Genomic DNA, 13,576 nt, shown 5'->3' with positions numbered 1-13,576 from the left:
GGGGGGGGCCCTTCTCGGGGGCGGGCCCCCCGCGGGCCGCGGCGGGGTCGGCGGTGGCGGCGGCGGCCGAGCTCGCCGCGGCGCGCCCCGTCCGGGCCGCGGCCGACGAGGCGGCGGCCGAGGCGGCCCTCGTGCGCGACGAGCGCCAGGACGCCGCCCAGCGCGCCCGGCGTGCGGCCGACGCGCTCGCCGGACTCGCCTTCCGCCTGCGCGAACGGGCCGGCTGGCAGGTCAAGGTGCGCGAACTCGCCGACGAGGCCACCGAGTCGGAGGCCCGCGCCCAGGTCTGCCTGGAGCGCGCCCGCGCCGCCGACGAGGACCGTCGCGCCGCCCAGCGCGCCGCCGACGACGCCCGCCGCACGGCCCGCGCGCTGCGCGCCGAGCGCGCCGAGATCGCGGGCGCCCCCGACGACGTACCGGAGGACCCGTCGGAGAAGGCGAAGTCCTCGCTGCCCGCCCTGCGCGAGGCCTACCGGGCCGCGTCACAGCTGTACGAGAAGGTCGGCGTCGGCGCCGATCTGCGCGCCGAGCAGTCCCGCGCCGAGAGCGACGAAACCGCGGCCCTGGCAGAGCTGGACCGGCTCAGCAACAAGGTGCGCACGCGCGCCGCACAGCTCTTGGAGTCGCCGGACGGGTCCGACGGGCCGTCCCGGCAGGCCGCCGCCGCCCGCGCCGAGGAGCTCGTGCAGCTCCTGGAGACCCGCATGTCCACCGCGAGCGAGCAGCTCGGGCGGCTGCGCGGCGAGGCCGAGCGGCACGCGCCCGAGGACGGCGAGGCCCACACCGAGCTGTCGCAGGAGCTGATCCCGCGCGACGCCGAGCACGCGCAGTCGCTGCTGCGCACGGCCACCGGTGAACTCGCCTCCCGCGCCGAGGCACTCGGCCAGGCGCGCGAGGCGCACGCCGAGCTGCTCGACGCGCACCGCGCCGCCGAGGACGCGGCCGGCGGCTTCGACGAGACGGCCGCCCTGCTCAGGGACCTGCTGCGGGAGCACTCCGACGAGGAGCAGGAGGAGCCCGAGCCCTACCCCGGCACCCTCGAAGAGGCCCGGCACTCCGCCGCCGAGACCCGCCGCTCCCTGCGCGGCTGCGCCGCCGACCTCTCCGCGGCCGAAGGCGCCGTGCGCGAGGCGAGCGACATCCTCGTACGGCATGCCAACTCCAACCGGTACGAGCAGGTGCGCACCCCTGCCCGGCAGCAGATCCGTGAGCTGCCCGCGTCCGCGCTGCCCGAACACGCCCAGAAGTGGGCGGACGCCTTCGCGCCCCGACTGCGGGTGCTGACCGACGAGTTGGCGCAGCTGGAGCGCAACCGGGACTCGATCGTGGACCGGCTTCGGGGGCTGGTGGAGTCGTCGCTCGCCACCCTGCGGTCCGCGCAGCGGCTGTCCCGGCTGCCGGAGGGGCTCGGCGAGTGGTCCGGGCAGGAGTTCCTGCGCATCCGTTTCGAGGAGCCCGATCAGGCCACGCTCGCCGAGCGGCTCGGCGAGGTCGTCGACGAGGCCACCCGCGCGGCGGTCAAGAAGAACTCCGACATGCGGCGCGACGGCATGTCACTCCTGCTGCGCGGAGTCAGCGCCGCCCTCGAGCCGAAGGGCGTCGCCGTCGAGATCCTCAAGCCGGATGCCGTACTGCGCGCCGAGCGCGTCCCCGTCGGGCAGATGGGCGACGTCTTCTCCGGCGGTCAGCTGCTCACCGCGGCCATCGCGCTGTACTGCACGATGGCCGCGCTGCGCAGCAACGACCGGGGCCGCGACAAGCACCGGCACGCCGGCACGCTCTTCCTCGACAACCCCATCGGACGCGCCAACGCGACCTATCTCCTGGAGCTGCAGAGGGCCGTCTCGGACGCGCTCGGCGTCCAACTCCTCTACACCACAGGCCTGTTCGACACGACCGCGCTCGCCGAGTTCCCCCTCGTCATCCGCCTGCGCAACGACGCCGACCTGCGCGCCGGGCTGAAGTACATCAGCGTGGAGGAACACCTCCGGCCGGGACTGCCGCGTGAGGCTCCCGCCGGGGAAGCCGTGCATACGGAGATCACGGCGACGCGGATGTTCAAGCGCCCGGCGCCTCAGGGGGCCTAGGCCCTGTCCTCCTTCAAAAGGTCCGCGCACTTCTCGCCGATCATCATGGTCGTGATGCAGGGGTTGACGGAGATGAGATCCGGCATCACCGAACCGTCCGCGACCCGCAGCCCCTCGACCCCCTTGACCCGCAGCCGCGCGTCGAGCGGGGCCGAGGAGTTGTCGTCCGCGCCCATCTTCACGGTGCAGGACGGGTGGTAGACGGTGTTGTGGGTCTTGTGGATGTAGTCGAGCAACTCGTCGTCCGTCCGGACGTCCGGCCCGGGGGCCAGCTCCGCGCCCGCCCAGCCGCTCAGCGCGGGCTGCGACGCGATCTTCCGGGCCAGCTTCAGCCCGTACGTCATCACGCGCACGTCGTGCTCGTGTGTGAAGTACCGCGGATCGACCATCGGCTTGTCCCGGTAGTCCCGGGTGCGCAGTCGCACCGTGCCGCGTGACTTCGCGCGCGTGACGTTCGGCGTGAGGCAGAACGCGTTCTCGGACGTCGGGAACCAGCACGCACCACAGCATCGCCTTGCCGGCCGTCGGGCCGAGCACGTCGAGGACGATGTACTACAGACCGTCCGTGGAGAGCTTGTCGCGCTTCAGGCTGGAGACGCTCATCAGCGCGAGCAGCAGCACGAGCGGGCCGGCCGACGTGCCTGCCCGCACGCCGCCCCGTCCGCACCCACCGCGTCACCGTCGACGACGGAATCATCCACGTCCACCTGGCCGCGGAGGAGGGCACCGCCGCATGAACGCCCTGACCGGCTGCGCCGAAGAGCGCGCCTCATGAGGACCGTGACCGTCGTCGGTGCCTCGCTCTCCGGGCTGTACGCCGCCCGGGAACTCCGGGCCCAGGGGTTCGACGGCCGCCTGGTGATCGTCGGGGACGAGCCCCACCACCCGTACGACCGCCCGCCCCTCTCCAAGGACTTCCTCACCGGCCGCGCCGACGAGACTCAACTCGCCCTCACCGACGCCGAGGAGAGCGCCGAACTCGACGCCGAGTGGCTGCTCGGCGTACGCGCCCGCGGCCTCGACGCCCGAGGGCGCACCGTCCTCCTCGACGACGGCCGCGCCGTCTCCACGGACGGCGTGATCATCGCGACCGGCGCCTCGGCCCGCCGGCTCCCTGGGGACGGCCTTGCCGGCGTGCACACCCCGCGCACCCTCGACGACGCCCGCGCCCTGCGCGCGGAGCTCTCCCGGGGCCCGCGCAGTGTTGTCGTCATCGGCGGCGGCTTCATCGGCGCCGAGACCGCCTCCTCCTGTGCCGGACTCGGCTACGACGTCACCCTCGTCGAGGCCGCACCCCTGCCCTTCGTTCCCCAACTCGGCGCCGAGACCGCCTCCTCCTGTGCCGGACTCGGCTACGACGTCACCCTCGTCGAGGCCGCACCCCTGCCCTTCGATCCCCAACTCGGCCCCGAGATGGCCGCCGTGTGCGCCGCCCTGCATCGCCACGGCGGTGCAGGCCTCGTGACCGGAATCGGTGTCGCCGGCCTGCGGGGGAGCGGCACCGTCACGGGTGTGGAGCTCTCCGACGGCCGGATCCTGCCCGCCGACGTCGTGATCGTGGGCATCGGCGCCGCCCCCAACACCGGCTGGCTCGCCGGTTCGACACTCGCTCTGCACGATGGCGTGCTGTGTGACGACGGTTGCGTGACCGCACTGCCGCAGGTGGTCGCCGTCGGCGACGTCGCCCGCGTCGGAGGCGCCCGCGCCGAGCACTGGACCTCCGCCACCGAACAACCCCGCGTCGCGGTACACAACTTGCTCGCCGGGCGCACCGTCGAGACCGCACGGTCCCTGCCCTGCTTCTGGTCCGATCAGTACGGCGCACGGATCCAGTTCGCGGGGCGCTGGCACGCGGCGGACACCGTCCGCATCACCGAGGGCGCGCTCGACGACGGCGCACCGGCCGAAGGCGGCCTCCTCGCCCTGTACGAGCGCGACGGCCGCACCACAGCCGTGCTCTCCATCGACCGCCCTCGTCCGTTCATGAAGGTACGCCGTGAACTGGCGCGCAGCGGGGACCCGGTGGAGCCGGCGGGCGCCGGGGCAAGCTGACGGCCCGTGGGCGGACCGACGGACGGGGTCCACCGGGACCACCAGGTCCACGGAGTCCGTGGAGTACGCTCCTTGGCCGTGCCGCGGGCAGCCGTGAGCCAGGCTCAGTCACGAGCCGGGCTCAGCTGCGAACCGTGCCGTACTCAGCCGCCAGCCGTACTCAGGGGTGCGACAACTGCCCGGTGCCGCCCTGCCGCCGTATTCGCTTCTGAGCGCGCTCCGTCGCGCGTGCCTGCCGTCGGGCCCGGCGCCGCTCGCGCCGCAGGGTCCGTGCGGTGCTGCTCGGTTCGGACACCACGCCGTTGCGCTGGTTCCACACCTGGCGGGTGACCCAGACGTCGAGGGCGGCCCAGGTGGCCACCACCGTGCTGGCCACGCTGCTCAGGACCATCGGGAAGGCGAGCCAGGACTCCGCCACCGTGGACAGGAAGGCGATCACGGCCTGGATCAGGGTGACCGCGATGATCAGCACCGCACGCACGGCCGCCGTACGCACCGGATCGGGCAGCCGTCGCCGACGCGCGGGCTCCTCGATCCACAACGGCCGGTAGTACGTCTGCTCTTCGTATCCGTCCGCGTGCCCGACGGCTGCTCGAGCCTGCCCGTCGGCGCGCCGCTGACTGGCGGCAACGCCCCCCGCCCGCTCATACCCACCGGCGGTCGTGTCCCGCCCGCCCGTCGGCTCGGGGCCGCCCTCGGCGACGGCCCGGGCGCTCATGTGCTCGCTTCCGTCTCCGGCACTCGCCCGCTCGTTCTTCCGGTCGCGTTCCTCCCGGGCCACGCTCGGCCTGCTCGCCCGATCGCGCCCGTCCGCCGGTATGTCGCGATCCGATGTCCGCGTGGCCGATCGCACCGCCACAGGCGCCGCAGTACCCACGCCTGGCGTCCCGCCCCGCTCCGCCGTGCCCATCAACTTGTCACTCCCCACCGCCCAGCAGACCCTCGCACGGGTGTCATACGACACCTGCTCCCCAGTGGCTGCCCGGCTTGCGCTGTTTTACGCCGCCTGGACGCGGCATGCGGCCCCTGTGGCCGATTCCGCCCCCAATTCCCATAGAGAAGGACGAACAATGTGCCCCGAAGATTCCCAATCAGCGAAAAATTCCGGCCAACTGACCAAGTACACCAGCCCGATGAGCTTCGGCTCGCCATGCCGGATTCAGGGCGGCAATCTCCCCCAATGAACGGACAACTGCCCATCTCCGGTTCCCTCAAGAGCCCGGGTTCCGCCCTCTTCACGCCGGGCGGCGGCCCGGACACGTCTTCGAGTTACCTGTGCGTCAGTAGTAGGCTCACGCCGTTTGTTGACGCACAGGTGTGCCCCCCGGGCCGGAGGGGGTCGAGCTGGGGGAGGCCATGCGCTTTCGCGGGAAGTCCATCCGCCGGAAGATCGTGGCGCTGCTCCTCGTGCCGCTCCTCTCCCTGACGGGGATCTGGGCCTTCGCGACGGTACTCACCGGCCGCGCGGCCAACCAGCTGTTCAACGTGTCGGACGTCGTCGAGAAGGTCGGCTACCCGACCGAGGACACCGTCAGCGTTCTCCAGCAGGAACGCCGCCAGACACTCGTCTATCTCGCCGATCCCCGCGCCTCCGACGCGCTGGCGGCGCTGAAACGCAGTCGCACCGCGACCGATCGGGCCGTGGCGAAGGTCCGCAAGAACGCCAAGGACGAAGACGTACGGGAAGAGATGAACGGGGGCACCTCACAGCGCCTCGCCACCATCCTGGACGCCCTCGACGGCGTCGACTCGCTGCGCCGCAGCGTCGAGGAGGGCACCGTCAACCGGGCCCAGGCCCTCGACCTCTACAACCGTCTCGTCGACCCCTGTTACACACTGCTTGCCAACCTCCACGTCGTGGACAACGTGGAGATGGACAAGCAGGGCCGCGCCCTTGTCAACGTCGCCAACGCCCGCGAACTGCTCTCCCGCGAGGACGCCCTCCTCGGTTCCGCGCTGGTCGCGGGCCGCGTCACCCGCGACGACATCCGCGACATCTCCGATCTCATCGCGCAACGCACCCTGCTGTACAACATCAGCCTGCCGCTGCTGCCCTCCTTGGAACGCGGCCGCTTCGAGCGCTACTGGTCGAACGCCGACACGGCTCCCCTGCGCGTGGCGGAGCAGGCTGTCGTCACCTCCCCGGCCGGATCCCCGCACGGTGTCACCGCGCAGAGCTGGGACCGGGCGGCCGGACACGTGCTCAACGAACTCGCCGACCTCGACGACAAGGCCGGCGACCGCTACCAGGGTCGCGTGCGCCCCGTGGCCACGGGTGTCATCGTCAAGGCGGTCGTCGCGGGTGTCCTCGGACTCATCGCCCTGCTGGCCTCGCTCGTCATGTCCGTACGCATCGGCCGGAGCCTCATCCGCGACCTGCGCCGGCTGCGCCTGGAGGCCCACGAGGCGTCCGGCGTGCGGCTCCCCAGCGTCATGCGCCGCCTCTCCGGCGGCGAACAGGTCGACGTCGAGACCGAAGTGCCCCGCCTGGAGTACGACAAGAACGAGATCGGCGAGGTCGGCCAGGCCCTCAACACCCTTCAGCGCGCGGCCGTCGAGGCCGCCGTCAAACAGTCCGAACTGCGGGACGGCGTCTCCGAGGTCTTCGTCAACCTCGCCCGCCGCAGCCAGGTCTTGCTGCACAAGCAGCTCACCCTCCTCGACACCATGGAACGCAGGACCGAGGACACCGACGAACTCGCCGACCTGTTCCGCCTCGACCACCTGACCACACGTATGCGCCGGCATGCGGAGGGCCTGGTCATCCTGTCCGGCGCGGCCCCGTCCCGACAGTGGCGCAAGCCCGTCCAGCTCATGGACATCGTCCGCGCCGCCGTCGCCGAGGTCGAGGACTACGAGCGCATCGAGGTACGCCGACTGCCCCGCGTCGCCGTCACCGGGCCCGCGGTCGCCGACCTCACGCACCTGGTGGCCGAACTCCTGGAGAACGCCACGGTGTTCTCGCCCCCGCACACGGCCGTGCAGGTCGTCGGCGAACGCGTCGCCAACGGTTTCACTCTGGAGATCCACGACCGCGGTCTGGGCATGGCGGCCGAAGCGCTCCTCGACGCCAACCTACGGCTCGCCGAGACCCCCGAGTTCGAACTGTCCGACACCGACCGGCTCGGTCTCTTCGTGGTCAGCCGGCTCGCGCAGCGGCAGAACGTCCGTGTCTCCCTCCAGCCTTCCCCGTACGGCGGCACCACCGCCGTGGTGTTCATTCCCGACGCGCTGCTCACCGACGACGTCCCGGACACCAACGGCATCGGCTTCCGTCTCGACCGAGCGCTGCCCTCGAAGGAGGGCAAGATCGAGGATGACCGCAAGGCGGCGCTCTCCGACGTACCGGTGCGCCTGCCCGGCCTGCCTGCCGCGATCCTGGATGGGCCGGTCGAGCTTGAGGCGCCGGTTGATCTGGACGCACTCGGCGGTTTCGCGGGCGCCCTGGACGACGAGGACGCCGAGCAGGGCGGTCTGTTCAGACCGCGCCGCTCCATAGCGGGTGTCCCGGTCGAGCAGCACCGGCCCCACCAGCAGCCCCGCGCAGGCGGCTCGGAGACAGCCCGCTCCGGCGACGACGACCACGCGGGCGCCCCGGTCCCCCTGCCGCGCCGCAGAACTCCCAAGCTGGTCAGCTCGCACGGTCGTCCCGTGACCCGGAGGCCCCGGCGCGGCGAGGCGGGCGAGGAGCCCGCCGAGGCGCTGAAGCCGGTGGCGAGCCTCGAACCGGTCCTCGAGCCGGTGGAGAGGCAAAGCGGGGCGGAGAGGGCGAGCGCACAGTCCTCGGCCGCCCGGCGTACCGACCGCACCGAGACCTCCGGGCGCCGCAACGGCGAACGCCCCGAGACTCCGGGCCCTCGCTCCGAGGCGTCCGGCTTCCGAGAGGCCCCCGCTCTCCCCCGGCGCACCCGCTCCGCCGGCTCGCCGTCGGGCAGGGCCGGGACCACCCCGGGCTCCGCCGCCGCGACGCAAGGGGCAGAATCGGGTGCGAGCCCGCTGCCCCGCCGTGTCCGACAGGCCAATCTGGCCCCGCAGTTGAAGGACGGACCCGAACGGCGCGCCGAGCGCGACAAGGCCCGCACCCCGAAGGGGCCGGATTTCGCCGATCGCGACGCCGACGAGGTACGCAGCCGGATGGCCTCGCTCCAGCGGGGCTGGCAGCGGGGCCGCGACGAGAACGCCGCGGGCGACGGGGCCCAGGGCGGCACAGCACCAGGAACGACGAAGGGGGACGGTCGATGACCGCACCGAAGGCCACAGGGCCCACCGCGACCAGCAAGACGTCGGGAGAGCTGAACTGGCTGCTCGACGACCTGGTGGACCGCGTGGCCAGCATCAGCAAGGCGATCGTGCTCTCCGGCGACGGCCTTGCCACCGGAGCCTCCAAGGATCTGACCCGGGAGGACAGCGAGCACCTGGCCGCCGTCGCCTCCGGCTTCCACAGCCTCGCAAAGGGCGTCGGCCGCCACTTCGAGGCGGGCGGTGTCCGGCAGACCGTGGTCGAGCTCGAAGAAGCCTTCCTCTTCGTCACGGCCGCCGGGGACGGCAGCTGCCTCGCCGTTCTCTCGGACGCCGACTCCGACGTCGGGCAGGTCGCCTACGAAATGACGCTCCTGGTGAAGCGGGTCGGCGCACATCTGGCCGCCGCTCCGCGCACCGATCTGCCCTCGGGCGGGTAGTGAGATGGCATGAGCGGAGACGGTCAGGGAAAACGCCACTGGTTCGACGACGACGCCGGACCGGTGGTCCGTCCTTATGCCATGACACGCGGGCGCACCACCAGTCCGGCCCAGCATCGCCTCGACCTGATCGCGGTGGTCGTCACGGAGCCCCACGCGGACGACCCCGAGGCCGACCATTCGCTGTCCCCGGAACACGTGGACATCGTCGAGCTCTGCCGTGACACCCCCCAGTCGGTCGCCGAACTCGCCGCCGAGCTCGACCTGCCCATCGGAGTGGTCCGGGTCCTCATCGGGGACCTCGTGACCGAGGAAATGGTCCACGTGACACGTCCCGTACCCCCTGCCGAGCTGCCGGACGAGAGTATTCTGCGCGACGTGATCAGCGGCCTCCGGGCGCTCTGAGCTGGGCGGAAGCGGGGAACAGACGTGACAGGCTGGCAGTTCTGGGTCGACCGAGGCGGCACCTTCACCGACATCGTCGCGCGACGCCCGGACGGCCGCCTGCTCACGCACAAAATGCTGTCGGAGAACCGGGCGAGGTACGCCGACGCGGCGGTGGCGGGTGTCCGTGAACTCCTCGGCAGCGGCCAGGACACCCACGGCGCGCGGATCGACGCCGTCCGCATGGGAACCACCGTCGCCACCAACGCCCTCCTGGAACGCAAGGGAGAGCGCACCCTCCTCGTCATCACCCGAGGCTTCCGCGACGCCCTGCACATCGCCTACCAGAACCGCCCCCACATCTTCGCCCGCGCGATCGAACTGCCCGAGCTGCTGTACGAACGCGTGGTCGAGGTCGACGAGCGGATCGCCGCCGACGGCACGGTCCTGCGAGCCCCCGACCTGGACGACCTCGCCGGGCCCCTCCAGGAGGCGTACGACTCCGGGATCCGGGCCGTCGCCGTCGTCTGCATGCACAGTCACCTCCACCCGGCCCATGAAGAGGCCGTCGGCGAGCTGGCGGCACACACCGGCTTCCCGCAGATCTCGCTCTCCAGCGAGGTCAGCCCGCTGATGAAGCTCATCCCGCGCGGTGACACGGCCGTCGTGGACGCCTACCTGTCGCCTGTGCTGCGCCGCTACGTCCAGCACGTCGCCGAAGAGCTCCAGGGCGTGCGATTGATGTTCATGCAGTCCAATGGAGGCCTCGCCGAAGCGGGTCAGTTCCGCGGCAAGGACGCCATCCTGTCCGGCCCGGCGGGCGGCATCGTCGGCATGGCCCGCATGTCGCAGCTCGCCGGCTTCGACCGTGTCATCGGCTTCGACATGGGCGGCACCTCCACGGACGTCTCTCACTTCGCGGGCGAGTACGAGCGGGTCTTCACCACCCGGATCGCCGGGGTCCGGCTGCGGGCGCCCATGCTGGACATCCACACCGTCGCCGCGGGCGGCGGCTCGGTGCTCCACTTCGACGGCTCCCGCTACCGGGTGGGCCCCGACTCGGCCGGCGCCGACCCCGGCCCCGCCTGCTACCGCGGTGGCGGCCCACTCACCGTCACGGACGCCAACGTCGCACTCGGCCGCATCCAACCCACCCACTTCCCCGAACTGTTCGGCCCCGACGGCGACCAGCCCCTCGATGACACACTCGTCCGCGACCGGTTCGCCGCCCTCGCGCACGAGATCCGTGAGAAGACTGGCGACGACCGCACCCCGGAGCAGGTGGCGGAGGGTTACCTGCAGATCGCCGTGGCCAACATCGCCAACGCGGTCAAGCGGATCTCGGTCCAGAAGGGCCACGACGTCACCCGGTACGCGCTCACCACCTTCGGCGGCGCGGGCGGCCAGCACGCGTGCATGGTCGCCGACTCGCTCGGCATCCGCACCGTCCTCGTCCCGCCCATGGCCGGCGTCCTGTCCGCCCTCGGCATCGGACTCGCCGACACGACGGCCATGCGCGAGCAGTCCGTGGAGGCACCCCTTGAGGCCTCCGCGATGCCCGGCATCCTCAAGACCGCTGACGACCTGGAGGGCGCCACCCGCGCCGAACTCCTCGCCGAGGACGTGCCCGAGGACCGCATCCGCGTCACCCGCCGCGCCCAACTCCGCTACGACGGAACGGACACGACGCTCACCGTCGAGCTCACCGAGCCCGACACCATGACCCACGCCTTCGAAGAACGCCATCGCGCCACCTACTCCTTCACCCTCGACCGTCCGGTCGTCGTGGAAGCCCTCTCCGTAGAAGCCACCGGACTCACCGACCCCCCCGATCTCTCCGCCCTCGCCACCCCTTCGTCCACCCGAGGCGCGACGGAGACGGTCAGCCTCCACACGGGTGGCGCCTGGCGCGACGTACCCCTGCACCGCCGCGAGGAACTGCCCCCCGGTGAAACAGTCACCGGCCCCGCGATCATCACTGAGGCCAGCGCGACGACCGTCGTCGACGACGGCTGGCGGGCCGCGACGACCGACGACGGGCATCTGGTCATGGAACGCGTGGCGGTTACGCAGAGTTCCGATCTCGGCACAGAAGCGGACCCGGTTCTCCTCGAGGTCTTCAACAACCTCTTCATGTCCATCGCCGAACAGATGGGTGCCCGTCTGGAGTCCACGGCCCAGTCGGTCAACATCAAAGAACGCCTGGACTTCTCCTGCGCGCTCTTCGACCCCGACGGCAGCCTTGTCGCCAACGCCCCTCACATCCCCGTCCACTTGGGCTCGATGGGCACCAGCGTGCAGGAAGTCATCCGGCGACGCGGCGACAGCATGCGCCCGGGTGACACGTACGCGGTCAACGACCCGTACCACGGAGGCACCCACCTCCCCGACGTCACCGTGATCACCCCGGTCTTCGACACGGAGGGTGAGCACATCCTGTTCTACGTCGCCTCGCGCGGACACCACGCCGAGATCGGCGGCATCGCCCCGGGCTCCATGCCCGCGAACAGCCGCACCATCGAGGAAGAGGGCGTCCTCTTCGACAACTGGCTGCTCGCCGAGAACGGCCGCTTCCGAGAGGCCGAGACCCTTCGCCTGCTCACCGAGGCGCCCTACCCCTCGCGCAATCCGAAGACCAACCTCGCCGACCTGCGTGCCCAGATCGCCGCCAACCAGAAGGGCGTCGACGAGGTCGCCCGCATGATCGACAACTTCGGCCTCGGCGTCGTCCAGGCCTACATGCGGCACGTGCAGGACAACGCAGAGGAAGCCGTACGCCGCGTCATCGACACCCTGGAAGACGGTGAGTTCGCCTACGAGACCGACTCCGGGGCGGTCATCCGCGTCCGGGTCTCCGTAGACCGCGAAAACCGCTCCGCCACTGTCGACTTCACGGGTACGTCCCCGCAGCTCGACACCAACTTCAACGCACCCTTCGCGGTGGTCAACGCCGCCGTCCTGTACGTCTTCCGCACCCTGGTCGCCGACGACATCCCGCTCAACGACGGCTGCCTGCGTCCGCTCGACATCGTCGTGCCGCGTGGCTCGATGCTCGCTCCCGAGGCCCCCGCCGCCGTGGTGGCGGGCAATGTGGAGACCTCTCAGGCGATCACCGGCGCACTGTACGGAGCCCTGCGCGTGCAGGCCGAGGGGTCCGGAACGATGAACAACGTCACCTTCGGCAACGAGCGCTACCAGTACTACGAGACCGTGGCCTCCGGATCCGGCGCGGGCGACGGCTTCCCCGGCGCCTCCGTCGTACAGACCCACATGACCAACTCGCGGCTCACCGACCCCGAGATCCTGGAATGGCGACTGCCGGTGCAGCTCGACGAGTTCGCGGTCCGGCCGGGCAGCGGCGGAGCCGGGCGCTGGATCGGCGGGGACGGTGCCGTGCGTCGCATCCGATTCCATCAGCCCATGACCGTCTCCACACTGTCCCAGCACCGCAGGGTCCCGCCCTACGGCATGGCCGGCGGCGAGCCCGGAGCGCTCGGCGCCAACCGGGTGGAGCGCGCGGACGGCACGGTCACGGAACTTGGCGCAAGTGATACGGCGGACGTCGGACCCGGCGACGTACTTGTCATCGAAACCCCCGGCGGCGGGGGCTACGGCCCACCGTCCCACGACCCCCATCAAGCAGGAGAAGAGATCGATGATCTTCGGGCGTTCTGAGCGCGGCAAGCCCCCGGTCGAGCCCGTCACGCTCAAGATCCTGGTGGCCGGTGGCTTCGGGGTGGGCAAGACGACCCTGGTCGGCGCGGTCAGCGAGATCAAACCGCTGCGCACCGAGGAGGTGCTCACCGAGGCGGGCCGCCCGGTCGACGACACCAGCGGCGTGGAGGGCAAGCACACCACCACCGTCGCCATGGACTTCGGCCGCATCACGCTCCGCGAGGACCTGGTGCTCTACCTCTTCGGGACGCCCGGGCAGGACCGCTTCTGGTTCCTGTGGGACGAGCTCGCCTCGGGCTCCCTGGGCGCCGTCGTACTCGCCGACACACGCCGCCTGGAGGACTGTTTCGCCGCCGTCGACTACTTCGAGCGGCGCTCCATACCGTTCGTGATGGGCGTCAACTGCTTCGAGGGATCGGCCCGGTACCCGGTCGACGAGGTCCGCCAGGCACTCGACCTCGACGACGACGTTCCGGTCGTGCTGTGTGACGCGAGAGACCGGGAGTCGGCCAAGGAGGTGCTCATCGAGGTTGTCCAGCACGCGATGGCGTACGGAGCCGACCGACGCGAACCGGTCACCACCTGACCCGCGGATACGGTTCGAACCGCACATACGGCCCGTACCCCCGCCGACCGGGGTACGGGCCGCCGTCCCGCACGCGCGTGTGGCTCACACGAGACGCACGCGCGCGTGGACCC

The 13,576-nt window shown here is 71.4% G+C and carries 7 protein-coding genes and 3 pseudogenes; 8 read left to right on the top strand and 2 right to left on the bottom strand.

The genetic code is table 11. The annotated features are described in order from the left end of the window. Window positions 1-2,087: pseudogene (locus ABZ656_RS36020) on the top strand (hypothetical protein); the annotation flags it as partial. Here the strand turns inward: ABZ656_RS36020 and ABZ656_RS36015 are convergent. Then, a pseudogene (locus ABZ656_RS36015) lies at window positions 2,084-2,578 on the bottom strand (GMC oxidoreductase); the annotation flags it as partial. The pseudogenes ABZ656_RS36020 and ABZ656_RS36015 overlap by 4 nt on opposite strands. A gap of 129 nt (window positions 2,579-2,707) precedes the next feature. Here ABZ656_RS36015 and ABZ656_RS36010 point away from each other — a divergent pair. Further along, window positions 2,708-2,824 (top strand): annotated as a pseudogene (locus tag ABZ656_RS36010) (bifunctional 3-phenylpropionate/cinnamic acid dioxygenase ferredoxin subunit); the annotation flags it as partial. A 34-nt stretch (window positions 2,825-2,858) separates the two neighbouring features. Next, complete coding sequence (locus ABZ656_RS36005; RefSeq protein ID WP_360273699.1) at window positions 2,859-4,139, top strand: FAD-dependent oxidoreductase; 1,281 nt, start codon at window positions 2,859-2,861, stop codon at window positions 4,137-4,139. A 160-nt stretch (window positions 4,140-4,299) separates the two neighbouring features. Here ABZ656_RS36005 and ABZ656_RS36000 read toward each other — a convergent pair whose 3' ends face one another. Next, window positions 4,300-4,857, bottom strand: a complete 558-nt coding sequence (locus ABZ656_RS36000; RefSeq protein ID WP_360273696.1) for a hypothetical protein — start codon at window positions 4,855-4,857, stop codon at window positions 4,300-4,302. Between the two features lie 638 nt (window positions 4,858-5,495). Here ABZ656_RS36000 and ABZ656_RS35995 point away from each other — a divergent pair. Genes ABZ656_RS35995 through ABZ656_RS35975 form a run of 5 tightly spaced genes read left to right on the top strand, consistent with a single transcriptional unit; the run spans window position 5,496 to window position 13,463 of the window. After that, window positions 5,496-8,381, top strand: coding sequence for a nitrate- and nitrite sensing domain-containing protein (locus ABZ656_RS35995; RefSeq protein ID WP_101406355.1), 2,886 nt, complete (start codon window positions 5,496-5,498; stop codon window positions 8,379-8,381). Further along, on the top strand, window positions 8,378-8,818 hold the full coding sequence (locus ABZ656_RS35990) for a roadblock/LC7 domain-containing protein (protein ID WP_054237190.1): 441 nt from the start codon (window positions 8,378-8,380) through the stop codon (window positions 8,816-8,818). Before ABZ656_RS35995 ends, ABZ656_RS35990 begins: the two co-directional genes overlap by 4 nt. A gap of 9 nt (window positions 8,819-8,827) precedes the next feature. Further along, window positions 8,828-9,223 carry a DUF742 domain-containing protein gene (locus ABZ656_RS35985; protein ID WP_054237191.1) on the top strand — a complete coding sequence of 132 codons (396 nt, stop codon included), beginning with the start codon at window positions 8,828-8,830 and terminating at the stop codon, window positions 9,221-9,223. A gap of 24 nt (window positions 9,224-9,247) precedes the next feature. Then, complete coding sequence (locus ABZ656_RS35980; RefSeq protein WP_360273691.1) at window positions 9,248-12,877, top strand: hydantoinase B/oxoprolinase family protein; 3,630 nt, start codon at window positions 9,248-9,250, stop codon at window positions 12,875-12,877. Further along, window positions 12,858-13,463 carry an ATP/GTP-binding protein gene (locus ABZ656_RS35975; protein WP_054237193.1) on the top strand — a complete coding sequence of 202 codons (606 nt, stop codon included), beginning with the start codon at window positions 12,858-12,860 and terminating at the stop codon, window positions 13,461-13,463. The genes ABZ656_RS35980 and ABZ656_RS35975 overlap by 20 nt, the downstream gene beginning before the upstream one ends. Window positions 13,464-13,576 lie beyond the last annotated feature (113 nt).

The organism is Streptomyces sp. NPDC007095, assembly GCF_040634475.1.
Classification (GTDB): Bacteria; Actinomycetota; Actinomycetes; order Streptomycetales; family Streptomycetaceae; genus Streptomyces.
This window is presented reverse-complemented; position numbering and strand designations above follow the sequence as displayed.